This is a genomic window from Hymenobacter sp. DG25B, from assembly GCF_000801315.1.
In the GTDB taxonomy this organism is placed as follows: domain Bacteria; phylum Bacteroidota; class Bacteroidia; order Cytophagales; family Hymenobacteraceae; genus Hymenobacter.
In genome coordinates this window covers 1,202,080-1,227,172 of sequence record NZ_CP010054.1, presented here as the reverse complement: position 1 = coordinate 1,227,172, position 25,093 = coordinate 1,202,080, and the positions used below count along the sequence as shown (strand labels likewise).

The window sequence follows — 25,093 nt, the reverse complement described above, 5'->3', positions numbered from 1 at the left end:
GGATTACTACTGCAACATCAGCACGCGAGATTCCTCGGCTGCGCTCGGAATGACGTTCTTTTTCTGATTTCTGACGACTGCCTCTAAGTTCTAACCTCTCAGCTCTCAGCTCTCACTTCTATACTATGGAGCTTTTCAACGTATATCCACTCGTCAACATCACGCCGGTAAAGGCGCTGGGCGCGAAACTCTGGGACGATAAGGGCCAGGAATACCTGGATTTCTACGGTGGCCACGCCGTGATTTCCATTGGCCACAGCCACCCGCACTACGTGCAGCGCCTCACCGAGCAGTTGCAGAACATTGGCTTCTACTCCAACTCTGTGCAGATTCCGATTCAGCGCGAGCTAGCCCAGAAGCTGGGTAAGGTATCGGGCTATGAGGACTACTCGCTGTTCCTGTGCAACTCCGGGGCTGAGGCCAACGAAAACGCCCTGAAACTGGCGTCCTTCCACACCGGCAAGAAGCGTGTAGTCGCCTTTAAAGGCGCTTTCCACGGCCGTACGTCTGGCGCAGTGGCCGCTACTGATAACCCCAAAATTGTAGCGCCTTTCAACGCTGACCACGCCATTTCCTTCGTGGAATATGACCTGGCGGCAGTAGAGCAGGTGCTGCAGGGCGGCGACGTTTGTGCGGCCATCATCGAGCCGATTCAGGGTGTGGGCGGCATTATTATGCCTTCCGATGAGTTCCTGCAGGGCCTGGCCGCACTGTGTAAGCAATATGGCGCGCTGCTGATTGCTGATGAAGTGCAGAGCGGCTACGGCCGTAGCGGCAAGTTCTTCGCGCATCAGTACGTCGGCATCCGGCCCGATGTTATTTCGGTAGCAAAAGGCATGGGCAACGGCTTCCCCATCGGCGGCATCCTGATTGCGCCGGAGCTGAAAGCCTCCTACGGCCTGCTGGGCACCACATTCGGCGGCAACCACTTGGCCTGCGCCGCTGCGCTGGCCGTTCTGGAAGTTATTGAGCAGGAAAACCTACTGGCTCACGCCACCGAAATGGGCCACTACCTCCGCACGGAGCTGGAAGCCAATGCCGGTGCTGAAGAAATCCGCGGCCGCGGCCTGATGGTGGGCATCAAGTACGATTTCCCCATCAAAGATGTGCGCGACAAGTTGCTCTCGGACTACCACATCTTCGTAGGCAACGCCTCCGACCCTACGGTGCTGCGCTTGCTGCCGCCGTTGAATATCACCAAGGCTGAGGTTGACCGTTTCCTGCAGGCGCTGTATGCACTGACCGAGAAATCAGTAGAAGCAATTTCGCAGGCTTCGGCACTGGATTAGAGCTAAAAACTAGTTCCCCTCCTCAGCTGAGGAGGGGTTAGGGGTGGTTGAAACGGCAGAACGATTTTTAGAGCTAATGCTAAAAGTTATTCAACGATTGTCAACCACCCCGCCCTTCGGGCACCCCTCCTCAGCTGAGGAGGGGAATTGAATAGCCTCACACCGGCTACCACCACGAAGAATTTCCATCTATTGATGACCCAAACAGTAAAACTCATTCTGGAAGACGGCACCGAACTCGAGGGCCAATCGTTCGGCGCCTTTACCTCCGCCGCCGGCGAGGTCGTGTTCAGCACGGCCATGACGGGCTACCCGGAAAACCTGACCGACCCCTCCTTTGCCGGCCAGATCCTGGTGCTCACCTACCCCATGGTGGGCAACTACGGTGTGCCCGGCGAGGAGCTCTACGAGTCGATTTCCCGGATCTTCGAGTCGGACAAGGTGCACATTGCCGGCCTGGTGGTCAATTACTACTCCCAGGAGCACAGCCACTGGAACGCGGCCAAAAGCCTGGGTGACTGGCTGCAGGAGTATAACATTCCCGGCATCTTCGGTGTGGACACCCGGATGCTCACCAAGAAGCTGCGCGAGAAGGGTGCCATGCTGGGCAAAATTGTAGCCAAGGAAGATGTGCCCTTCCACGACCCCAACCTGGACAACCTGGTGGCCCAGGTCAGCCCCACGGAGGTCACCCGCTACGGCCACGGCCAGCACAAAATCGTGCTGGTGGACTGCGGCACCAAGACCAACATCATCCGCTGCTTTCTCGAGCGCGACGTGGCGCTCATCCGCGTGCCCTGGGACTACGATTTCACCACCCTGGAATACGATGGCCTGTTCCTGAGCAACGGCCCGGGCGACCCGAAGATGTGCCAGGCCACCATTGCCCACCTGCAGCAAGCCCTGCAGCAGGACAAGCCCATTTTCGGCATCTGCCTGGGCTCTCAGCTCATGGGCCTGGCCGCGGGCGGGGACACGTTTAAGCTCAAGTACGGCCACCGCAGCCACAACCAGCCCGTCAGGCTGACCGGCACGCAGCGCTGCTACATCACCAGCCAGAACCACGGCTTCGCCGTCGACCCTAAAACGCTGCCGGCCGAGTGGCGCGTGCTGTTCGAGAACCTGAACGACGGCACCTGCGAAGGCATCCGGCACGTGTCGAAACCGTTCTTCTCCACCCAGTTCCACCCTGAAGCCGCCGGCGGCCCCCAGGATACGGAGTTTCTGTTCGATGACTTTTTGACGGCAGTAGCAGAGTATAAGGCTGCTCAGCCAAAGTAAATAAGCCCGTCATGCGGAGCTCGTCGAAGCATCTTGCCCGCTGCGTTGAGCCAATCTGCTTACTCCCGAGGTAAAGATGCTTCGCTGCGCTCGGCATAACTCACTGTTAACCCGTCTGCCTTTCTAACACGACCATCCCTGGTGGTCTGTTACCCAACCCTTCGCATGAACAAACCCACGAAAGTCCTGATCCTTGGTTCCGGCGCGCTGAAAATCGGCGAGGCCGGCGAGTTCGACTACTCCGGCTCGCAGGCGCTCAAGGCCCTGAAAGAGGAAGGCATCCGCACCCTCCTGATCAACCCCAACATCGCCACCGTGCAGACCTCCGAGGGCCTGGCCGACGACGTGTACTTTCTGCCCGTGACGCCCTACTTCGTGGAGGAAGTCATCAAAAAGGAGCAGCCCGACGGCATTCTGGTGGCCTTCGGCGGGCAGACGGCCCTGAACTGCGCCGTGGCCCTGTACCGCGCCGGCGTGTTCGACAAGTATAACGTGCAGGTGCTGGGCACGCCCGTGCAGAGCATCATCGACACGGAGGACCGGGATATCTTCAAGGAGAAGCTCGGGCAGATTGGTGTGCTCTCGGCCCGCAGCGTGGCCGTCACCACGCTGGACGACGCGCTGGCCGCCGCCGAAAAAATCGGCTTTCCCATCATCGTGCGGGCCGCCTTTGCGCTGGGCGGGCTGGGCAGCGGCTTTGCCAACAACTTCGACGAGCTGCGGGCCCTGGCCCAGAAGGCCTTCACCACCTCGGACCAGATTCTGGTGGAGGAGTCGCTGAAGGGCTGGAAGGAAGTGGAGTACGAAGTGGTGCGCGATGCCTACGACAACTGCATCACGGTCTGCAACATGGAGAACTTCGACCCCATCGGCATCCACACCGGGGAGAGCATCGTAGTAGCGCCGTCGCAGACGCTGAGCAACCGGGAGTACCACAAGCTGCGCCGCCTCGGCATTCAGACCATCCGCCACCTGGGCATCGTGGGCGAGTGCAACATTCAGTATGCGCTGGACCCGAAATCCGAGGACTACCGCGTCATTGAAGTGAATGCGCGCCTCTCGCGCTCCTCGGCCCTGGCCTCCAAGGCCACGGGCTACCCCTTGGCCTTCGTGGCCGCCAAGCTGAGTCTGGGCTACTCACTGGCCGAGCTGAAAAACAGCGTGACGCAGACCACCTCGGCCTTCTTTGAGCCGGCCCTGGACTACGTGGTGGTCAAGCTGCCGCGCTGGGATCTGGGCAAGTTCGCGGGCGTGAACCGGCAGATCGGCTCGGCCATGAAGAGCGTGGGCGAGGTGATGGCCATCGGCAAAAGCTTTGAGGAAGCCATTCAGAAGGGCCTGCGCATGCTCGACACGGGCAAGCGCGGCTTTGTGGCCAACCGGGCCGAGGACGAGCTGGATAACGCCGCCATCGACCAGCTGCTGCGCGAGCCCAACGAGGAGCGCATCTTCGCTATCAATCTGGCCTTTGAGGCCGGCTACAGCATCCAGCAGGTCCATGAGCTGACCAAAATCGACTTGTGGTTTCTGCAGCGCTTATATACCATTTTCCAGTTAGGCCAAAAGCTTGCCGAAGGCCGTACCAACGGCGGCCTCGACGGGCTGGACACCGCGCTATTGCGCGACGTCAAAAAAGCTGGCTTTTCCGACCAGCAGATTGCCGTGCAGCTGCTGGGGGAAGGCGACGTGAAGGCCGACGAGCTGCGGGTACGCGCCCGCCGCAAAGCCCTGGGCGTGCTGCCCGTCATCAAGCAGATTGACACGCTGGCGGCCGAGTTCCCGGCCCAGACCAACTACCTCTACACCACCTACCACGGCACGGAACATGATTTAGCGCCGGAAACTGATAAGTCCGTCATGGTGCTGGGCTCGGGCGTGTACCGCATCGGCTCCTCCGTGGAGTTTGACTGGTGCGGCGTGCAGGCCGTGCAGACGGCCGCGGCCGAGGGTTACAAGACGATTATCATCAACTACAACCCCGAAACCGTCTCCACCGACTACGACGTCTCGGACCGGCTCTACTTCGAGGAGCTGAGCTTCGAGCGGGTGCTGGACATTCTGGACTTTGAACAGCCGGGCGGGGTGATTCTCTCCACGGGCGGGCAGATTCCCAACAACCTGGCCACCCGCCTGGCCGAGGCCAAGGCGCCCATCCTGGGCACCTCGGCGGCCATGATTGACCAGGCGGAAAACCGCCACAAGTTCTCCTCTATCCTCGATGAGCTGGGCATTGCCCAGCCCCGCTGGCAGGAGCTCACCTCGCTGGAAGCCATGTTCGACTTCGTAAATGAGGTGGGCTACCCCGTGCTGATCCGGCCCAGCTACGTGCTGTCGGGGGCGGCCATGAACGTGGTGTCCAATGCCTTCGAGCTGGAAGAATTCCTCAAAGCTGCGAAGGAAGTCAGTGCCGAATACCCGGTGGTGGTCTCCGAGTTCATCCAGGAGGCCAAGGAAATTGAGCTGGACGCCGTGGCCGACCGGGGCGAAATCGTGAGCTACGCCATTTCCGAGCACGTGGAGTTTGCCGGCGTGCACTCCGGCGACGCGACCATGTACTACCCGCCCCAGCGCGTGTACGTGGGCACGGTGCGCAAGCTCAAGATCATTGCCGAGAAGATTGCCAAGCGCTTTGAAATCAGCGGGCCCTTCAACATCCAGTTTCTGGAGAAAAACCGCGAAATCCGGGTGATTGAGTGCAACATCCGCGCCTCCCGCTCCTTCCCCTTCGTGAGCAAGGTCTCGGGCCACAACCTGATCCAGAAGGCCACCCAGGTACTGCTGGGGAAGAAAGTGACGCGCGACGCCAGCGAGCTGGTCTACGATCTGCCCTTCGTGGGGGTAAAGGCCCCGCAGTTCTCCTTCACCCGCCTGCCCGGCGCCGACCCGGTGCTGCGCGTGGACATGACCTCCACCGGCGAGGTGGGCTGCCTGGGCGACACGGCCGAGGAAGCGCTGCTCAAGGCCATGCTCTCGGTGGGCTATAAGATTCCGCAGAAAACGGTGCTGCTCTCCAGCGGCCCGCTGCTCTCGAAGGTGGCGCTGCTGGACTCGGCCCGCCTGCTGGTGCAGCACGGCTTCGCGCTCTACGCCACAGCGGGCACGCACCGCTTCCTGGCCGAGCACCAGGTGCCCAGCACGCTGGTCTTCTGGCCCGACGAGCGGCAGGAGCCCAACGTGCTGACGTATCTGAAGGAGAAGCAAATCGAGCTGGTGCTCAACATCCCCAAGAACCTGAGCAAGGGTGAGCTGGACAACGACTACCGCATCCGCCGCACGGCCGTGGACTTCGGCATTCCGCTGCTGACCAATGCGCGGCTGGCCAAGGCCTTTATTCAGGCTTTCTGCACGCTGGAGATGAAGGATCTGAAGATCAAGAGCTGGAAGGAGTATAAAGCCATGTAATTACTTTAAAGCTCAGGAACGTCATACTCATCGTGACTTTTCTGAGCTTTAAATCACATTATAGCAGTGACAATATTATGAAAGAGGCAATCAGCTTTTTTAAGAAAAACCGGGGAAAAGCTCTACTGTCTTTCTTAGGGTTTTGTCTTTTCGCCTTTGCTTTTTCAAAAGCTACACATCTGTACATAATCACCCAGACTCCTGATGTTATTCAGAATGCTGTCAATAATGCCAAGGTATCAGGCCGCATATTGAGTAGAACAGGAGATATATTTTCTGAAGAATATAGTTTCGAAAAGCAAAACTTAGAGCGTGATTCTCTGCAGTTTTCAATCAAGTTGAAAGGTGAAAAGGCAGCAGTATTAATTGAAGGTGTGGCGCGAAAGCAGTCAAATAATGACTGGAATATCTTTCGTAGCGACACCATTTTTACAGATAATTAAAAGCGTAAGAGCATAAGAATTGCACTTTGCGCTACACCATACCAAATGAAAAACTTCACCTCTTTCGCCGATGCGGGCGACTATAAAGCCCTGTTGCAGCAAGCTCTGGAAATAAAGGCGAATCCGTTTGGCTACCAGCACATCGGCAGGAATAAGACTGTGGGGCTGATTTTCTTCAACCCCAGCCTGCGCACCCGGCTTAGCTCGGTGAAGGCGGCCTACAACCTGGGCGCGCAGGCCTGGGTGCTCAACGCCGGGGCCGATTCCTGGACCCTGGAAATGGCCGATGGCGCGGTGATGAACGGCGGCACCCAGGAGCACATTAAGGAGGCCATTGCCGTAATGAGCCAGTACTGCGACGTGCTGGGCGTGCGCACCTTCCCCACGCTCAAGGACCGCGAGGCCGACTACAGCGAGGAAGTCTTCAACAAGATTCTGAAGTACGCCACCGTGCCCGTGGTAAGCCTGGAAAGCGCCACGCTGCACCCGCTGCAAAGCTTCGCCGACCTGATTACGGTAGCCGAGCACAAGCAGAAAGAGCGCGTGAAAGTGGTGCTGACTTGGGCCCCACACGTGCGGGCCCTACCCCAGTGCGTGCCCAACTCCTTCTGCGACTGGTTCTCGGAAGTAGACTGGGTGGACTTCGTCATCACCCACCCTGAGGGCTACGAACTGGACCCCAGATTCACGAAAGGCGCCCGCATTGAGTACGACCAGAAAAAGGCGCTGGAAGGGGCCGACTTCGTGCAGGCTAAGAACTGGAGCAGCTACCAGAACTACGGCCAGGTCATCAGCAACGACCCCGCGTGGATGCTGACGCCCGAGCACATGGCCGGCACCAACCACGCTAAATTTCTACATTGCCTGCCCGTGCGCCGCAACGTGGAAGTATCGGATGCTATTCTGGATTCGCCTAACTCCCTGGTGATACAGGAGGCCGGGAACCGGGTATTTTCCATGCAAACCGTGCTACATGAGCTGCTGAAGTAAAGTGTATAATTCGGGTACGATATAACAATGGACAGAATGCCCCGTTCAAGGCGAGGTCGAAATGGCGAAGCAGTCATTTCGGAACGTTCACCTTATCCCTTACCCATGAAGAAGGTATTTGTCCTCGCCGCACTCCTCGTAACCGGTGTTACTGCTGCTAACGCACAAACCAGCACCACCACTACCACCACTACCCAGCCTACGCAAGGCACCACCGTGGAAACTCAGGTAGGCACGGCCGTTCCCGCTGCTGCGGGCACCGTAAACACGACCGTAACCACCCCTACTACGACGGCTCCGGCTACCACAACTACCATAGAAACGCAAACGGGTACCGCCGTTGCTGCTGACGCAGTGGCAACTACTCAGCCTGCTGACGTGAAAAAAGTAAAAAACAAGAAGAAGAAGTCGAAGATGAAGGCGGAATAACCTGCTTTTACTTTAGCGCTTCTCAGAGCCCGACTCCAGTTCCTGGGGTCGGGCTTTTTATATGCGGCAATGGGCGTTCCGGTTCGATTTATAGGCTTTGTTTGAGGAGGAAAACCAGGCGGTATTTCCTCCGCAGCCGGCTGTGGTTCAGAGCAACGCTCCCCTGATTAAGTATCCGCTCTTACTGGCTGTTCTATATCTTGCGAGGGTGAAGCCCCGGGCATTTTTTGCATTCCTTTCTACTCCGCCTGGGCGGTGGCGGCGGTATGCGCTCCTACTATTGCTGGTAGTGGGCGGCGGCTTTCTTTTGAACTGGTTTTTCCCAATTCCACCACCGCCGCAGTACTCCCCTATTGTGCTGGCCGCCGATGGCTCGGTACTGCATGCTTACCTCAACCCCACCCAAAAGTGGCGGATGAAAACCGAGCTGCGCGAAATTACACCCGCCCTGCGCAAGGCCATAGTGGAAAAGGAAGACCGATGGTTTTACTGGCATTTGGGCGTGAACCCCGTGGCCCTGGTACAGGCCGCCGCGCGCAATATATTTGGCACAGGCCGCACCACCGGAGCCAGTACCATTACCATGCAGGTGGCCCGGCTATTGGAACCCAAGGAGCGCTCCTTCGGAAACAAGCTGCTGGAAATGCTGCGCGCCACGCAGCTGGAGCTGCATTATAGTAAGGCAGAGATTCTGCAACTCTACCTGAATTTGGTGCCCTACGGCGGCAACGTAGAAGGCGTAAAATCGGCAGCCCTGCTCTACTTCCAGCAGCCCCCGGATTACCTGTCGCTGGCTCAGACGGTAACGCTGGCCATTATTCCCAACCGGCCCCGGGGCCTGATTTTAGGTAAAAACAACGCGGCAGTGCTGCAGGAGCGCAACCGCTGGCTGCGGCGCTTTGCCCAGGCAGGGTTATTTCCCCAACAGGATATAGAAGATGCCCTGCTGGAGCCTTTGCAGGTACGGCGCCATGCGGCCCCGGCGCTGGCCCCGCACTTTTCGCGGCGGTTGGTGCGGCAGTTTCCCCAGCAGGCCATTATCAGGTCGGCGCTTAGTAGAAACAAGCAAAGCAAGGTCGAAGACCTCACGCGCAACTACGTGCGCCGCCTCTATGAGCGGGGCATTACCCAAGCCGCGGTGCTCGTCATCAATAACCGCACGCGGCAGGTAGAGGCCTACGTGGGCTCCGCCGATTTTCGGGACTTTGCCCACCAGGGCCAGAATGATGGCGTGCAGGCGGTTCGCTCGCCGGGCAGCACGCTGAAGCCGTTTCTGTATGCCCTGGCTATGGACCGTGGCCTGGTAACGCCCAAACGCATGCTGCCCGATGTGCCCACCAACTTTCAGGGCTACCGCCCTGAGAACTACGACAAGCATTGCAATGGCGAAGTGACGCTGGAGCGGGCCCTGGCTTACTCCCTCAACATTCCGGCCGTGCGCGTGCTGCAGGAGTTGGGCGTGCCCTCTTTCACGGATAAACTGCGGCAGGCGGGCTTCCGGAATATAACGCGCAATGCCCCGCGCCTGGGCCTAAGCAGTATTCTGGGCGGCTGTGGGGCCAGTCTGGAAGAGCTCACCAACCTATATGTTACGCTGGCTAACGGCGGCCGCTACTCTCATCTGAGGCTCACGGCATCGCCCAAAACCTCTTCCAACAGGCTATTTTCCGAGGCATCTGCTTTTCTAACGACCGATATTCTGGCCCAGCTTACCCGCCCCGATTTGCCGCTGGGAGCCGCCAGCAGCCTGCGCCTGCCCAAAGTAGCCTGGAAAACCGGCACCAGCTACGGCCGCCGCGACGCCTGGAGCATTGGCTACAACAAGCAATACACCATTGGCGTGTGGGTGGGCAATTTCAACGGCCAGGGCAGCCCGGCCCTCACCGGCGCCGATGTAGCCACACCCCTGCTCTTTGATTTGTTTAATGCCGTAGCCTACAACTCGCCTAACGATTGGTTTGTGCCGCCCGCCGCGCTGGATTTCCGGCTGGTGTGCGCCGAAACCGGCCTGGTGCCGGGGGAAAATTGCCCCAACCAGCTGATTGATTACTTTCTGCCAGGGGTTTCCTCGGGGCAGCGGTGCCAGCACCAACGGGAAGTACTGCTTTCTGCCGATGGTCATTTTACGTATTGCCGGGCCTGCGCGCCGGCAGCCGGCTTCCGGCGGGAGCTATACCCCAATCTGCTGCCGGAAATAGCCGCTTACAAAGAAGCACAAGGCATTCCTTACCGCCGGCTGCCGGAGCACAACCCCCAATGCCAGCTGGTACAGGCCGGTCCGGAACGGGCACCCAGCATTACCTCGCCCACCCCTAATACTGAGTATGTACTGAATAGCCACGAAAAGCAGCAGCTTCTACTCAGCTGCACCACCGACAACGAGGTGCGCCAGGTGTATTGGTACGTGAACGACCAGTTTCTACGGGCGGCCGGCGCTAATGAGCGGGTGTTTTTCCGGCCCCCAACCGGCCCGGTAAAAATATCCTGCGCCGACGACCACGGCCGCAATACCGATGTACTGGTAACGGTTACGCAACTCTGATATGCCCGAAAACGGGAGGCAAAACCGAGCTGTTTATTCGGCGTTATATGTGGCTGCGGCTAGCTAAAAAGGCCATTTCTATTACGCTGCAGCCCATATTTGTGCTTTTGCAGATGGAACCCCAACAGGTGGTTTCCCGTTATGGCACGGTGCTTGCAAAAGTGCTTATCACAAGCGTAACAATCTTCTGAAACCTAAAGTCTAGTATTATGAAAAAGGTCAGTCTGATTTTGAGCCTCGTATTTCTGCTCAATATAGCCTTTACCAATTTTTCTCAGGCGCAAACTAAGAAGCCCTGGAGCCCACAAGCTAAAGGCGCCATTATTGGTGGCGTGGGTGGCGCGGCCGCCGGTGCCCTCATTCATAAGCGTAACCGGGTAGTTGGTGGCGCAGTAGGCGCAGCCGCCGGTGCTGGTACCGGTTATGTAATTGGTAAGAGCATCGACAACAAGCGCAAAGCCCGTGCCGCTGAGGCAGCCCGCGTAGCCGCTAATAACCGCGCTGCCGCCGCCGAGCGTCAGGCCGCTGCCGCCCGTGCTGAGCGTAATGCCCTGGCTCGTCGTCAGCAGAACGCTTCCGAAAAGAACAATGGACTGGCCGTAGGTCAGCAGCAGCAATACCCTGGCATGGCTTCCGGCTTTGCCGCCGCTTCTATCCCGGCCATGATGTACGCCAGCAATGGCACGCCAATGCCCATGAACGCAGCTTATTTGCCGAATGCCTCGTATGGGGAACGTTCTACGGAATATCCTACCTCGGAATATCGTAGAAAGAGCTGGTAAGTCCGGATTCTCCGTTAGTTTCGCCGACTCCAGCTTAGTGCCGGAGTCGGCGAATTTCTTTTTATTCTTCACCAAACCCCCTTGGCTCTATGAAGCCCTATCTGTTGCTAATGCTCGCTACGGCAGCCCTTGCTTCCTCCTCCTGTACCAAAACAGAAGAAAAGACGGATGCCGCGAATGTTCAAACGCTGGACCAGCAGTTTGTTGGTGCCTGGAACAGCAAGAATGCCATGCAGCTGGATACGATGATGGCGGATGATGTGCATTACCTGCAGGGCGAAGCCCACTACCAGGGCAAGTCGGAGGTTTCTAACCGCTGGGTGCGGGAAACCATCAACACCATTTCCGACCTGCGCCTTAACCCGGTAAGCTCCGGCTCGGACACCCAAATGGCGTATGAGGCCGGTACTTTCTCGGTAGATGTACTGCCCGCCGCCCCCGGTCAGCCCATGGGCGAAGGCGAAGGCAACTTTGTTCTGATCTGGAAAAAGAATGCCAAAGGCCTTTGGAAGCTAAGCTATGCGCAGCTGGAAGGCCTGCCCGTTAAAGCCAAGTAAGCAGCGGCTCCGCTGCCTTGCAGTACAAAAAAACACCCCGTCAGTTATCTGACGGGGTGTTTTTTTTGTATTTCGGATCATTCCAGGTAGGTTAGGACGCCTGATTAGCCAGGTATTCTTCCCCTTCCAGCACCGGCGCCATATCCCGGGACTCTTCCTCTGTGAACAGCCGGGACCGAATCAGGAAGCGCACGCCCAGTGGTATTTCCAGTGAGAAGCTGGCACCCCGGCCTTTGGTTACGTCTACGGTGAGCTGGGTATGCTGCCAGTACTCAAACTGACTGGTGCTCATGAAGAAGTCGCAGCCGTGAATCTGGCCCAGCCATACGTCATTGCCGCCAATGCGGAACTCACCTTTGGCAAAGCACATGGGCGAGGAGCCGTCGCAGCAGCCACCGCTCTGGTGGAACATTAAAGGGCCGTGCTCATCGCGCAGCACATCAATGGTGGCTTCGGCGGCTTGGGTTACGAGGACGCGGGGCGTGGGCATGCGCAGGAATAGTTAGGTGAGTGACGCCAGCTAGCGCCTTTTGGGCTGGGCGCGCCGGAATATATAAAGGGTATCCGTGCGGTCGTCGCGCACGGTTACTTCCTTATCCGGAGCAATGGTTTGGCTGCCCGGGCGGCTGAGCCAGGTGTACACCAGCTGCTTTTTAGCATCCCAATGGTAATGCTGGTTGCCACTGCTGGCAATGCTTTTTTGCGCGGCGTTAGGCATCCGGTCGGTACCCATGCGCTGCACCGGCCACGGATACGTAGCAAGTGGCACTGCTTTTTTTATCGTCCAATCCGGGTTTGAGGTGCCGGGTACCGGCAATAATTGCGCGTGGGCAGAAAGTCCGAACAGTAGAGCAGCGGGCAGCAACAGAAATTTCATAGACAGATACCTTGGTTGTTAACATAGTACCCAACAAGCTACCGAAAAGATGCTTAGCTGCGGCTAGAAACCACAACGCCATACTGAGCGCAGGCGAAGCATCTCGCGGGCTGATGTTGCCAAAGAATCTGTCATCCAGAGCTTGGCGAAGGACCTTATGCCAGTTGAACAACCACGGAAACAACGACTCTTACTTGCGTGATAAGGTCCTTCGCCAAGCTCAGGATGACAGGTGATTTAGGATACTAGAAACAAAACTTCACCTTCCATCACTTCACTTGTTAAAAGAAGCCCAGTTTCTGCTGGCTGTAGCTGATGAGCATGTTTTTGGTCTGGCGGTAGTGGGCCAGCATCATCTTGTGGTTTTCGCGGCCAAAGCCGGAAGCTTTGTAGCCACCGAAGGGCGCGCCCGCGGGGTAGTCGTGGTAGCAGTTTACCCACACGCGGCCGGCCTGAATGGCACGGGGCATCTGGTACAGTTCGTGCGCATCGCGGCTCCAGAGGCCGGCGCCCAGGCCGTAGAGCGTGTCGTTGGCTAGCTCAATGGCTTCTTCATTGGTTTTGAAGGTAGTAACGGACAGCACCGGCCCGAAGATTTCCTCCTGGAAGATGCGCATTTTGTTGTGGCCCCGGAAGATGGTGGGCTTAATGTAGTAGCCGTCGGTTAACTCTGGATGGTCGTGGAAGTGGGCGTCTCCGCCTGTCAGCACCTCAGCGCCTTCGGCCTTACCAATTTCCAGGTAGCTCAGGATTTTCTCGTACTGGTCGTTACTGGCCTGAGCACCCATCATGGTTTCCATATCCAGGGGGTGGCCCAGCTTAATAGCCTCTACCCGCTTAATCAGGCGGGGCATAAACTCATCATAGATGTCTTCGTGGATGAGCAGGCGCGAGGGGCAGGTGCAGATTTCGCCCTGGTTCAGGGCAAACATGGCGGCACCTTCCAGGCACTTATCCAGGAAGTCATCATCGTGGTCCATCACCGACTTCGTGAAGATGTTCGGCGACTTGCCGCCCAGCTCCATGGTCACGGGAATGATGTTTTCGGCGGCGTACTGCAGAATCAGGCGGCCGGTGGTGGTTTCGCCGGTGAAGGCTACTTTCTGCACGCGCTTGTTGCTGGCCAGCGGCTTGCCGGCTTCCAGCCCGAAGCCGTTTACTACGTTAATCACGCCGGGGGGCAGCACGTCCTGAATCAGCTCCATCAGCACCATAATGCTGGCGGGCGTTTGCTCGGCGGGCTTTACCACCACGCAGCAGCCGGCGGCCAGGGCCGGCGCAATTTTCCAGGTGGCCATCAGCAGCGGGAAGTTCCAGGGGATAATCTGGCCTACTACGCCCAGCGGCTCCTGAATAACCAGGGAAAGGGTAGTTTCATTCAGCTCGGTAGCAGAGCCTTCCTCGGCCCGAATCACGCCCGCGAAATAGCGAAAGTGGTCGATGGCCAAGGGCAGGTCGGCGGCCATGGTTTCCCGAATGGCTTTGCCGTTTTCCACGGTTTCTACCGCCGCCAGGTGGGCCAGGTTGGCCTCCATGATGTCGGCAATTTTCAGCAGCACGTTGCTGCGCGTGGTGGCCGAGGCTTTACTCCAGGATTTAAAGGCTTCGTGGGCGGCATCCAGGGCCAGCTCAATGTCTTCTTTGGTGGAGCGGGCTACTTTGGTAAATGCTTTACCATCAATGGGCGAGGGATTCTCGAAATACTGCCCTTTCACAGGCGCTACCCATTTGCCGCCGATAAAATTATCGTAGTGGGTTTTAAATTGGGGACGGGCAACCAAGGTGGTGGGTTTTTCTAAGGTTTCCATGGATGGGGATTTTGTGTGGGTTTCGGATATCCCAAGCTAGCTTCTTATCCTGCCGAAATAGTTGTATTATACTCTCAGAAATGCCGCCTATTGTCGCAAGTTGCCGTTGGGCTTGTCACTCTGCTATAGGCCATTACGCTTCGGCAGTGGGCCTTGGAAATGAACAATTAGCGCCCGGCGGCTATTGTATATAGAGTAGCAGTGCTTTTCCCGCGTTCAGGCTTTCCATCGGACTCCCCACCCATGCCTACCCATCACCTGCCCGCTCCCATTTCCCTGCGCCAGCCAGAGCAGCTGACCACGCTGGTGGAAAACCGCACCGTGTACACGCTGGAAGCCTTTGAGCTGAACGTGTTTGAAACCCACCGCACGGCCCACCAGGTACCGCTCAGCATGGGCCACGTGGTGCTTACCACTATGTTGCGAGGCAAGAAAGTGATGCACCTGGCTGGCCGCCCGGCTTTCGATTACCTGCCGGGGGAGTCGGTAGTGGTAGGCAAGGATGAAACCATGGTTATTGATTTCCCGGAAGCCAATGAGGCCCAGCCCACGCAATGCCTGGCCGTAGCTATTCCCACCGATACCATCCGGCAAACCGTAGACCTGCTCAACGAGCACTCGCCCCGCGCCGAAGAGCACCTACCCTGGCAGCTGGACACCGCCGAGCACGCCCATTTTCAGAACACGCCCGAGCTTACCAGCACCCTGGAGCGCCTGGTGCTGCTTTCGCAGGATACGGGCCGCGTGAAGGATGTGCTGGCCAACTTCACCATTCAGGAAATGCTGGTGCGCCTGATGCAGACCCAGGCCCGGCAGCTGCTCTTTCATAACTATAAGGAGCACGTCACCTCCCACCGCTTTGCCCACGTGGTGCAGTACATCAAGCAGCACCTCACGGAGCAGATTACCATTGAGAAGCTGAGTGAGCTGGCCTGCATGAGCAAGGCCACCTTTTTCCGGGTGTTTAAGCGCGAGCTGGGCCTCACGCCCGTAGAATATGTGATTCAGGAGCGCCTGGCCGAAGCCAAGCGCCTGTTGCGCAACCCGCTTACCACCGTTACGGACGTGTGCTTCCGGACGGGCTTCAATAACACGGCGTACTTCCAGAAGCTGTTTAAGCAATATGAAGGCGTAACGCCGGGGCTGTACAAAAAGCAGTATGCAGCCGGATAGGCACAACCTTTTCGGCTGACTTGGGGTTGGTGTGAGGCCAGTAAAGCGGCGGCAATAATAGCCGCCGTAATTTTGCCTCCTATGAAAGATGCCGTAGTGGCTGCACCCCAGCCCGTGATAGAGGACGCTCGTCCTATTCCGTCCCACCCGCCTGTTGCTCCTGCTTTGGTATGGCTGATGGCCATTACCTGCGGGTTGGTGGTGGCTAATATCTACTACAACCAGCCGCTGCTGGCTGAAATAGGCAAAACCTTTGGTCTTTCCGATAGCCGGGTGAGTCTGGTAGCCACCATTACGCAGGTAGGCTACACGCTGGGGCTGCTGTTTGTGGTGCCCCTGGGTGATAAGCGGGAGCGAAAAAGCCTGATTCTGGCTTTGCTGCTGTGCGCGGCGGTGTGTCTGGCAGGGGCGGCCTTTGCGCCTTCCTTTGCGTTGCTGGTAGCTGCCAGCCTGCTGATTGGCATTTTCTCTTCGGTGCCGCAGCTGCTGATTCCCATGGCGGCTTCCCTGGCCAGCAATGAGGAGCGCGGCCGTGTGGTAGGTAAAGTTATGAGCGGTTTGCTTATCGGCATTCTCGTATCCCGTACCATCAGCGGATACGTGGGCGCGCATTTTGGCTGGCGCACCATGTTCTGGGTGGGCGCCGGCGTGATGGTGGTGCTCACCGGCATTCTGGCCCGCATGCTGCCGCGCAATCAGCCCACGTTTACCGGCAGCTACGCCAGCCTGCTTCGCTCGCTGGGCACCCTCACCCGCGACCTCCCTACGCTGCGCCGCTCGGCGCTGGTGGGCTTGTGCATGTTTGCCGGCTTCAGCGCTTTCTGGACTACGCTGGTGTTTTTCCTGGAAAGCAGCACCTACAACTACCATAGTGATGTAGCCGGCCTGTTCGGCCTTATTGGCGCCAGCGGGGCCCTGGCCTCGCCCCTTGCCGGCCGCTCCGCCGACCGCAAAGGCGCCGACTTTGCCCTCAACATTGGCATTCTGCTGTGTGTAGGGTCTTTTGTGCTCTTGCTGTTTGGTGGGTACTATCTGGTAGGGCTGATTCTGGCCGTTGTTATTCTGGATGTAGGCCAGCAGATGACCCACATTTCCAACCAATCACGCATTTTTTCCCTGCTGCCCGAAGCCCGCAGCCGCCTGAATACGGTGTATATGACGGCTGCTTTCATTGGTGCCTCCCTGGGCTCCTGGCTGGGCGGGCAGGCCTGGGCGCATTTCCACTGGCCGGGCGTATGCGCCGTGGGGCTGGCGTTTGGCGTGGCGGGCTACCTGGTTAACCGCTTTTATGGGCGGCCCGGTGCTGGTGTGGCTACTGCGCTGTCAGAAGAGTAGCCCCATACCCATAAAGCATAAAAAAGCCCCGACCATACAGCCGGGGCTTTCTTATGGTGCGTTCAAATACTAGTGGCTCACCACCAAACGCTTGGTAGCCACACCGTGGTCGGTTACCAGCTTCAGCAGATACACCCCGTTGGCGTACGAGGAAAGCAACAGCTCCTTGGCTATTTTCTGGTTGGCCGCCGCAGAACCGGCGGCTACTACCTGCACGCGGCTGCCTTTTAAGTCATACACAGCCAGGCTGTACTGACCCGAGACCAGCATAGAGAATGATACCGCCGTGCGGCTCTGTCCGGGGTTGGGATACACCGAGAAACCCTCCACCATGGAAGCTGGCTTGTTAGGCGTAGGCGTAGCGGCGCAGCTGGCGCCCACCACATACAAATGTGGTTTCTCGGCAGAGTTGCGCTCCGGCCCACCCGCGCCTACCTGGTAGGTGAAGTATACACTGGTTACTACACCTGTAGCAATTGTTTTGGTGAAGGTGAAGTCCCCGGCGGCATTCTTCTCCATGGTGTAGCCCGGATAAGCGCCTTCACTGCCTTCCCGAATGTAGATAATAGCCAGGTTGCCGCCGGCCGTGGCGCCCAGGGGATGCAACGTGTAGGTTACATTTTCGCCCATGGTTATGGCCTTAAAACTATAATCGTCGGTAGTAGCGCAGTAGCCATCAGTACCGGCCACGGTTATGGTTACCGCCGCTGAGGTGGTGCTTTTGCCGGCATTGTCCGTGGCCTTGGCGGTCAGCGCATAAGAGCCGGCGGACACCTTCACCCACTCATAGGAGTAGGGGGCCGTAGCATCTTCCCCCAGCTTGGTATTTCCCTGGAAGAACTCCACTTTCGCTATGGTCCCATCCGTATCAGCGGCCGTGGCCGTGAGCGTGATGGTGGCGGGCGCCACATACTGGCCGGTGGCCAGCGGGGCCGTGAGGCTAACCGTAGGAGCGGCATTATCGGGGCCGCTCGTATCGCAGCTCTGTCCCACGGTGTAGGAATGGGGCTTGTCAGCGGAGTTGCGCTCCGGACCGCCCGCGCCTACCTGATAGGTGAAGTAGAAGCTGGTGGCTATACCCGTGGCAATAGGCTTAGAGAAGGTGAAATCTCCCGCCGCATTCTTGGTCATGGGGTAGCCAGGGTAAGCGCCTACGCCGCCTTCCTGAATGTAAATCAGGCCCAGGTTGCCCCCGGCCGTAGCACCCAGCGGATGGAACGTGTAAGTCACATTGCCATCCTGGCTGAACACTTCGTAGCTGTAGTCGCCGTTGGCGGCCAGGCCGGTACAGGCCAGGGTTTTCACCTCTACCGCCACTGCCGCGGAGGTGGTAGTATTGCCATCATTATCGGTGGCGCGGGCCGTCAGGGAGTAAGCGCCGGCGGCCACGTTCTTCCATTCAAAGGAGTAGGGTGCGGTAGTGGCGGTGCCCAGCTTTGTATCACCGTTGTAGAATTCCACCATGCTGATGGTGCCGTTGGCATCTGCCGCGGTAGCCGTAAGCGTGAGGGTAGCCGGGGCCGTAAACTTGTCGGTAGCCAAGGGGCTGGTCAGGGTTACGGTGGGCTTTACCGGATCAGCCACTGTAATTGTAACGGCCGTTGAGGTGGTAACGGCGCCGCCATTATCGGTGGCTTTGGCCGTGAGGGCATAGGTGCCCGCCACCGCGCTGGTCCAAGTATAGGTGTAGGGGCTGGCCATGTCCGTTGCCAGCAGCATAGTACCCTGATAGAACTCCACCTTATAGATAGAGCCATCCGTATCAGCGGCGTTGGCCGTGAGGGTAATGCTGGCCGGGGTAAAGTAGCTGGCATTGGCTGCCGGGGCCGTCAGGCTAACGGTGGGCGCACTGTTGTTGGGAGCCGAGACAAACAGCGTCACCGGAACCGAGGTAGCCACGGAGCCCTCATTGTCGGTGGCTTTGGCGGTGAGGGTGTACACGCCGGCGGCGGCTCCGGTCCAGGCAAAGCTGTAGGGGCTGCTGGTATCGGTGCCCAGCAGCGTGGTGCCCTGGTAGAAATCTACCTTGGCTACACTGCCGTTTTCGTCGGCGGCCGTGGCCTTGAGCGTAATGCTGGCCGGCGTGGTTACTACGGCATTGTTCGCTGGAGCGGTGAGCGTAACGGTGGGCGCCGGGTTGGCGATTATCCCGCCGCTCAGGTACATATCATCAAAGAAGAAATCAGCCGTGCTGGAAGCAGCGTCGCCGGCAAACATGAACAGGCTGGTCATCGAGCCCAGATCAATGTGCATGCCTACGTTAGGCTGGTTAAAGGCACTCAGCGGAATGGTTACCTCGTGCCAGCTGCCATCCCGCACCAGGCCATACTGCGCAGCCCCGCCCGCCGGGAAATTAATCCAGCTTTCGCCATGGCCGCTTTTCACCCCAATCTTAAACTGGCCGGTGTAGGAGGTTTTGAACTGAAACCTGAGGGCGCCATCCTGCGCGAAATTAAGCAGGTTGATTGGGGCATGATCTACGCCCATGCCAAACCAGTCGCCGCTGCCGGCCCGCACCGCCAGCACCTGCGTGCCCTCGTAGGCCGCGGGCGTTGGGGTAATATTGGTCAGGTTATTCCAGTAATACAGCTCGGCTCCTTCGCCAAATACCAGCTTATTGGTAATAGATGTCTGCTCAGTATAGATGCCGAAGTTGCCGCCGAAGGCATGGTCTTTCCCCAGGTACAGCTCATCACCGGGGCTCTGATACAGCCGGATGTAGTCTACCAGCATTTTGGCGGGCAGCGTAGCGGTTATATCATTTACCGCAGGCAGGCCGGTATAATTGCCGCCCACGGCCATATTCAGCAGAATGTACTGCGACTTATGGAACTCCTCCATATCCTTCTCCGGGGTATTGGTGATATCCACGGAGAAGTACTGGGTGCCATCAATAAATACTTTGATGAACTGGGCATCCCACACCATTTTATAGACGTGGTAGTCGTCGGTTAAAGGCGTGGCGCTTTTGTAGGTTTCGCTATAGTCGGCCTGGCTGCCTTTATAGCTCCAGTGCAGGGCCGCACTTACCCAGTTATTCACGTTGCCAGGGTAAGAGGCCTTAGCTCCCATCTCCAGAATATCGGTTTCGCCACTGGCGGGCCAGTTGCCCGTAGTGCCCAGCAGCCAGAAAGCCGGCCACAGGCCATTTTTCAGATTCGGCACTTTAATGCGGGCCTCCAGCGTACCGTATTTGAACTGCACCCGACCAAACGTTTTCAGGCGGGCGGAGGTGAATTCCCGGGTCTGAAATTTTTCCTTACGGGCTTCAATTACCAGGCTACCATCCTCGATGCGGGCATTTTCTGTCCGGCTGGTATAGTACTGCAGTTCCTGGTTGCCCCAGCCGCAGACGCCCCGTTCGCACCCATCCCCAAAATCGTAGGTCCAGGAGTCGGGATTGATGGCCGTGCCGTCGAAATTATCTTCCCAGACCAGGGTTTGGGCCTGGGTAGTGAACGTAGCGGAAAGCAGCAGGGCCGCCGCGGCCAGCCGCCGCCGACTGGCTTGTGACCAGCCTGATAGGGAATGAGTAAAGGTTTTCTTCATGCGTGGTGGGAACTAGAAAGACTAAGAATGGAAAGACACGGGTAGCGGCAGATTCTTTCGAAAGGGAAGCGGCCCTTATTTGGGGTTGTCGATTTTTTTTAAGCTCGACGGCTAATAGAAGCCCGTCGGCCGCCTTTTATTGGCAGGTTAATTTTGTATTTGACTTGTGCGTATAGCGTTGCCATTTTGTACCTACCCGACTTATCAATTGACAACAATTCGCTTTTGAACAGCCTGACAAGCCTTTACCCTTATCAGGCAACGTGTGTATCAAGCGTATAGAAAAGTTTATTTTATAACTTTTCTAAGCCAAACCCATCCTCTAGTATACTGAAAATCACCCGGAAGGCCAATCTAAAGCCAGCTATTGTCTAGCGTCAAAACCGAAAAGAATCGGCGGCCAGCGGCCGCTTTACGGCGCGTGTTATCTGTAGATAGTCAGGTGGCGTGGGCTCGTTGCATCAGGGAAAACAACCAGAGGCTCCAGCAGACAATTTGCGCCGATGTCTTTCGCTCCCGCCCTCAATGTACCAAGCCTTATCCTGGGAGTTTAAAGAAAACAGAAGGTGACTTAGAAGGGTCTGCGGCTACTGTGCTGTGCCGTTTGCTTGTGGGAGAAAAGTCTCTTTCTGCGTGCTGGAAGGATCTTTCGAACAGCTCTATTTTCAGAAGTAAATGAGGAGCTGAAAACACCCGCAAACCCGATAAAAATACTGAACAGCATCGTTCAGTTTACGTATTGTGTATGATGCACTTAGGGCAGGAAATTCGAACTTAGCCCAGTTGCTTTTTTCATCTTTTTTCCTCTTCAAAATGGATACGCAAGATCATCCTACGCCGCTGCCTACCAACCAGGCTGCCCAAAACCAAGGCCCAAGCCAAGAGCCTGCCACTGCTCCCCTTCTTGCTCCAACTGCTGAGGCCAATCCTGCCCCAACCGCTGCTGCCCAATCTACTCCTGCCGCTGAAGTCAACCCCGCTCCCATAGCGCAGGCCAACCCGGCCCCAACCGCAGCGGCTAATCATGCGCCCACTGCTGAAACCACTCCAAACCCAACGGCTGCCGCTGCTCCTGTTGCGGCGGCCAACCCGGCTCCAGCTGCCGCCGTCAGCCCGGCCCCGGCTGCTGCGGCAGCTCCGGCCCCCGCCGCCGTTATTAGCATTCCGGTAGCTACTGTCAGCCAAGCCCTGGCGGCTGAGGCCGCTCAGCCTGCCAATGCTGCGGTAACCAACGCAGGCGCGCCCGCCACGCCGGAGAGCTCACCCAAGCTGACGCTTTCCATCCCGATAGAAATATCCGTCAGCACGCCCCTCCAACCAACCAACGCTGCAGCACAGCCTACCAACAGCACCCCGCCCCCCACCCCTACCAGCAATAACCCCGAAAATCCGAGTGCGGAAAAAAGCGTAATTGGTTTCCAATATGCCGCCGGCCGCAACGAAGCCAAGGAGAATCCTGACGAGTTAAGAAGTCTGGAGAAGGAAGCGTAGTGAGCCTCCGCACGGGCAGTGAAAAGACCTCCGGCTATTAGTGCCTCGTTGCGCTAATAGCCGGAGGCGCATTGCCAGGCTTAGGATAACCAGGATAACACTGCGGCATTTACCATACCATAAAGGCCGTGCCTCTTAAAAGAAGCACGGCCTTTATGGTAATGATGTATTTCTGAGTCCGGTTATGCCTCTAAGCGGCTTAAACACACTTTCAGGCTGTCGCGCCAGTGCGGGATGGCTACCTGCAGCTGGGTTTTGGCTTTGGTCTTATCCATGACGGAGTAAGCCGGGCGCGTGGCTTTAGTGGGGTACTCGGCGGTGCGGATGGGCAGTGTGCGCACCGGCGTGTTGCTGAGCTCGAAAATGGCTTTCGCAAAATCATACCACGAGGTCAGGCCCTCGTTGCTGTAGTGGTAGATGCCGTATTGCTGGTTATGGGTTTCGATGATAGTGAGGATGCAGCCGGCCAGGTCAATGGCATAAGTAGGCGTGCCTACCTGGTCCCAGATAACCTTTAGCTCTTCCCGCTCACGGCCCAGCTTCAGCATGGTTTTCACGAAGTTGCCGGCATACTCTGAGTACAGCCAGCTGGTGCGCAGAATAAAGTAACGGCCGGTTTCAGCAGCTACCCCCTGCTCGCCTTCCAGCTTAGTAAGGCCGTAAATGCTGATGGGCTCTGCTTTATCCGTTTCTACCAAGGGCTGATTACCGGTACCCGCAAACACAAAATCAGTAGAAATGTGAATAAGCGTGGCGCCAGACTGCTCGCACAGCCGGGCCAGATTAACGGCGCCATCTTTATTGACTTTGCGGGCCAGTTCTACCTCGTCTTCGGCTTTATCCACGGCCGTGTAGGCAGCGCAATTGATGCAGTAAGTGGGTTGATATTTGGCAAAAACGGCTGCCAGCGTCGCTTCATCCAGAATATTCGCTTCGGCTTCGGCCAGGAAAACCAGGTTGCTCAGGTTTCTTTCTTTTGCTACGTGCTGCAGGCATTGCCCTAACTGGCCGGCGGCCCCAAAAACGAGGATATTGCTCATAAACGATGCTGGTTTGCGCTGCAAATTAGCGCTTTTCAGCCCAGCACCAGTAGTTTTAGCCGATGGGCCGCTTATTCTTAATGGGCTCGAAACGCTGTTCCCGGGGTTGTTTTTCGCTCAGATAGCGCCAGTAGCGCAGGGGCATGTGCCGGCGGTGCAGCTTCATATTTTTACGCTCCGGGATGTTCACGTGGTCGAAGTAGGACTGCCAGAGCAGCTTGAACAGGGGCTCCCGCTCGTCCAGCACCGTGGCCGAAATATCGGTACGCCGCTGTGGGTTGGGGGCCTCAAACTCCACGACATCGGTGCGGTGCAAATCGTAATACAGGCCGTAGCGGCGGCGCTTATCAAAGATGAGCCAGCGCTGGTCGGCGTAGCGTTTGGTAAAGTGCGGGGCTATGAGCGGCAGCACGTCAAAATCGGGGTCGATGGTGGCGTGAAACAGTTCGTCGCTGGTTTTCTCGAAGCGTACGAAGGCTTCCATGCGGTGTTTTTCGCGGTACATCTGCTGGGCAATGCCGGCTATGCGGCGCACGGTATCATCGGCGTAGTTGTCGGAGATGTCGCGGCCGGCGCGCATGGCGGTGTCGGCGTAGCGGAATAGCAGCAGCTCCCGGTCGGGCTGTTCGCTCAGAAACGTATGAAAGAGCCGGGTGCGCGCCTCGGCGTCCATATACCGCAACAAGCCTTCCCACACGCGGGCCGCCTGCACTTCATCAGTAACAATAGCTATGGGCTGCGCAAAAAGCCCGCCCTGCATAGCCCCTTCTGGCTGTATGCTGTTGGGCGCCGCCTTTTGCCCGTAAATCGTGAATAGCACCGTCAGCAGCCCTTCAAAAGAGCCGTCGTAGGAATAGTCGAGTGGTGGGTTGGTGAGCAGCGGCGCCGACCGCTGCTGCTTCACCCCGCTGGCCGGGTTGGTTGGCTTCGCTGGTTTGCGCGGGTGCAGGGGCGTCAGGGAACGGCTCATGGGTATATTATCAGACAGCAGAAGCCGGTTTATCGGCCTGCATAAATTCCAACAGCAGCATATTTACCGCTGCTGGCTCCTCCTGATGCAGCCAGTGGGTAGCATCCCCGAAATAGAGTAGCTCGCCCTGCTCACAGAGCGGCAAACTCAGCTGCGCTAACTCCGGCTCCAGAAAAGCATCCTGCTTTCCCCAGAGAATGCGCACTGGGATAGATATATTTTTCATAGCCTGTTTTCCTAGTCTATGCCTTCGAAACGCGGCCCGGTACCAGTTCAGCATGCCGGTGAGGGTACCCGGCTGGGCCCAGGCCTCCGTGTAGCGGTGCAAATCCTCGGAAGTAAAAGTTCCGGGGCGGCTGGTGCCGCGCAAAGCGCCCCGGCCAAACCGGAACTGACGCCGCCGAAACAGTTTCTCGGGCAGCCAGGGCAGCTGAAAGAAGAAGATATACCAGCTTTTAAGCAGCTGTCGCGGCATCTGGCGCAGCGCCTGTCTAAGCACCGCCGGGTGCGGTACATTCAGAATGGCTACCCGCCGCAACCGCTCCGGATGATGCGCGGCCAGCCACCACGCCACGGCCGCCCCCCAGTCGTGACCAATGACCGTGGCTTTCTCACGGCCGGCAGCCTCCAGTAACCCCAGAATATCAGCTCCCAAGGTGTCAATGGTATAATCGGCTACGCGTGGGGGCTTGCTGCTGAGGTTGTAGCCGCGCTGGTCGGGGGCCCACACCCGGAAACCAGCCGCAGCCAGCGCCGGTATCTGATGGCGCCAGCCGTACCAGAACTCCGGAAAGCCGTGCAGCAGTACCACCAGCGGCCCGGCCGGAAGGCCGCACTGCACTACGTGCAGCATGATGCCGTTGGTGGGCACTTGGTGATGTTCCAGGTCGAAAGCCATAGGCCTCCTACCCTTTAGCTAGGCCGAAAGTTGCTGCGCTGCAACCGGATTATGCCGCTTCGGAGCGCCCGGCCGTTTGTGCCGCGTTACTGCGGGCGGCTTCCTGGTGCATTTGGCGCACCAGCGGCAGCAGGTCGGCTAGCTTGCAGCAGCAGGCCATACGGGCAACTTTATCGGTTTTGGCGGAGGTGGCGGCCGACGCGTCGGCGGCGCGATGAGAAACAGTCATGGCTGTAA

20 protein-coding genes are annotated in these 25,093 nt (G+C 57.8%); 12 read left to right on the top strand and 8 right to left on the bottom strand.

Annotated features, from left to right (window positions below; genetic code table 11):
• The first annotated feature begins 125 nt into the window (after nt 1-125).
• The 9 genes from PK28_RS05290 to PK28_RS05250 all read left to right on the top strand — a co-directional run bounded on the left by PK28_RS05290 (nt 126) and on the right by PK28_RS05250 (nt 11,715).
• Entirely contained in the window at nt 126-1,289 is a 1,164-nt protein-coding gene (locus PK28_RS05290) for an aspartate aminotransferase family protein (protein ID WP_044512148.1), read from the top strand.
• A 195-nt stretch (nt 1,290-1,484) separates the two neighbouring features.
• Complete coding sequence (carA, locus tag PK28_RS05285) at nt 1,485-2,570, top strand: glutamine-hydrolyzing carbamoyl-phosphate synthase small subunit (RefSeq protein WP_044512145.1); 1,086 nt, start codon at nt 1,485-1,487, stop codon at nt 2,568-2,570.
• Nucleotides 2,571-2,735: 165 nt separating this feature from the next.
• Nucleotides 2,736-5,972 (top strand): carbamoyl-phosphate synthase (glutamine-hydrolyzing) large subunit, encoded by a 3,237-nt coding sequence (carB, locus tag PK28_RS05280; protein ID WP_044512142.1) that lies wholly within the window; start codon nt 2,736-2,738, stop codon nt 5,970-5,972.
• A gap of 77 nt (nt 5,973-6,049) precedes the next feature.
• Nucleotides 6,050-6,415, top strand: a complete 366-nt coding sequence (locus PK28_RS05275; protein ID WP_044512139.1) for a hypothetical protein — start codon at nt 6,050-6,052, stop codon at nt 6,413-6,415.
• Between the two features lie 45 nt (nt 6,416-6,460).
• Complete coding sequence (locus PK28_RS05270) at nt 6,461-7,405, top strand: N-acetylornithine carbamoyltransferase (protein ID WP_044512137.1); 945 nt, start codon at nt 6,461-6,463, stop codon at nt 7,403-7,405.
• Between the two features lie 105 nt (nt 7,406-7,510).
• Nucleotides 7,511-7,834 (top strand): hypothetical protein, encoded by a 324-nt coding sequence (locus PK28_RS05265; RefSeq protein ID WP_044512134.1) that lies wholly within the window; start codon nt 7,511-7,513, stop codon nt 7,832-7,834.
• Between the two features lie 307 nt (nt 7,835-8,141).
• Entirely contained in the window at nt 8,142-10,376 is a 2,235-nt protein-coding gene (pbpC, locus tag PK28_RS05260) for a penicillin-binding protein 1C (RefSeq protein ID WP_231576222.1), read from the top strand.
• 209 nt (nt 10,377-10,585) lie between these two features.
• Nucleotides 10,586-11,158: a YMGG-like glycine zipper-containing protein gene (locus PK28_RS05255; RefSeq protein ID WP_044512131.1), complete on the top strand. Its 573-nt coding sequence runs from the start codon at nt 10,586-10,588 to the stop codon at nt 11,156-11,158.
• Nucleotides 11,159-11,247: 89 nt separating this feature from the next.
• Nucleotides 11,248-11,715 carry a YybH family protein gene (locus tag PK28_RS05250; protein ID WP_044512128.1) on the top strand — a complete coding sequence of 156 codons (468 nt, stop codon included), beginning with the start codon at nt 11,248-11,250 and terminating at the stop codon, nt 11,713-11,715.
• A gap of 91 nt (nt 11,716-11,806) precedes the next feature.
• Here PK28_RS05250 and PK28_RS05245 read toward each other — a convergent pair whose 3' ends face one another.
• The 3 genes from PK28_RS05245 to PK28_RS05235 all read right to left on the bottom strand — a co-directional run bounded on the left by PK28_RS05245 (nt 11,807) and on the right by PK28_RS05235 (nt 14,400).
• Nucleotides 11,807-12,205: a DUF779 domain-containing protein gene (locus tag PK28_RS05245; RefSeq protein WP_044512125.1), complete on the bottom strand. Its 399-nt coding sequence runs from the start codon at nt 12,203-12,205 to the stop codon at nt 11,807-11,809.
• 30 nt (nt 12,206-12,235) lie between these two features.
• Nucleotides 12,236-12,592, bottom strand: a complete 357-nt coding sequence (locus tag PK28_RS20335) for a hypothetical protein (protein WP_156126248.1) — start codon at nt 12,590-12,592, stop codon at nt 12,236-12,238.
• Nucleotides 12,593-12,873: 281 nt separating this feature from the next.
• Nucleotides 12,874-14,400 carry an aldehyde dehydrogenase family protein gene (locus PK28_RS05235; RefSeq protein WP_044512121.1) on the bottom strand — a complete coding sequence of 509 codons (1,527 nt, stop codon included), beginning with the start codon at nt 14,398-14,400 and terminating at the stop codon, nt 12,874-12,876.
• A 243-nt stretch (nt 14,401-14,643) separates the two neighbouring features.
• On the opposite strand from PK28_RS05235, the gene PK28_RS05230 reads away from it, so the two are divergent.
• Nucleotides 14,644-15,573: an AraC family transcriptional regulator gene (locus PK28_RS05230; RefSeq protein ID WP_044512119.1), complete on the top strand. Its 930-nt coding sequence runs from the start codon at nt 14,644-14,646 to the stop codon at nt 15,571-15,573.
• An 81-nt stretch (nt 15,574-15,654) separates the two neighbouring features.
• Nucleotides 15,655-16,908 carry an MFS transporter gene (locus tag PK28_RS05225; RefSeq protein ID WP_071885045.1) on the top strand — a complete coding sequence of 418 codons (1,254 nt, stop codon included), beginning with the start codon at nt 15,655-15,657 and terminating at the stop codon, nt 16,906-16,908.
• Between the two features lie 69 nt (nt 16,909-16,977).
• Here the strand turns inward: PK28_RS05225 and PK28_RS19515 are convergent, their stop codons facing one another.
• The gene (locus PK28_RS19515) at nt 16,978-20,457 is read right to left on the bottom strand and encodes an Ig-like domain-containing protein (RefSeq protein WP_052430523.1); all 3,480 of its coding nucleotides are present in this window, start codon (nt 20,455-20,457) and stop codon (nt 16,978-16,980) included.
• A gap of 813 nt (nt 20,458-21,270) precedes the next feature.
• Between PK28_RS19515 and PK28_RS05215 the strand changes: the two genes are divergently transcribed.
• The gene (locus PK28_RS05215) at nt 21,271-21,948 is read left to right on the top strand and encodes a hypothetical protein (protein ID WP_044512116.1); all 678 of its coding nucleotides are present in this window, start codon (nt 21,271-21,273) and stop codon (nt 21,946-21,948) included.
• A gap of 182 nt (nt 21,949-22,130) precedes the next feature.
• Here the strand turns inward: PK28_RS05215 and rfbD are convergent, their stop codons facing one another.
• The 4 genes from rfbD to PK28_RS05195 are packed head-to-tail and all read right to left on the bottom strand — an operon-like array spanning nt 22,131 to nt 25,085.
• Nucleotides 22,131-22,988 (bottom strand): dTDP-4-dehydrorhamnose reductase, encoded by an 858-nt coding sequence (gene rfbD / locus PK28_RS05210; RefSeq protein WP_044512113.1) that lies wholly within the window; start codon nt 22,986-22,988, stop codon nt 22,131-22,133.
• Between the two features lie 55 nt (nt 22,989-23,043).
• Nucleotides 23,044-23,958: a TIGR03915 family putative DNA repair protein gene (locus PK28_RS05205; RefSeq protein WP_048825622.1), complete on the bottom strand. Its 915-nt coding sequence runs from the start codon at nt 23,956-23,958 to the stop codon at nt 23,044-23,046.
• Nucleotides 23,959-23,968: 10 nt separating this feature from the next.
• Complete coding sequence (locus PK28_RS05200) at nt 23,969-24,856, bottom strand: alpha/beta fold hydrolase (RefSeq protein ID WP_044512110.1); 888 nt, start codon at nt 24,854-24,856, stop codon at nt 23,969-23,971.
• A gap of 49 nt (nt 24,857-24,905) precedes the next feature.
• On the bottom strand, nt 24,906-25,085 hold the full coding sequence (locus tag PK28_RS05195; RefSeq protein ID WP_044512107.1) for a hypothetical protein: 180 nt from the start codon (nt 25,083-25,085) through the stop codon (nt 24,906-24,908).
• Between the last annotated feature and the right edge of the window lie 8 nt (nt 25,086-25,093).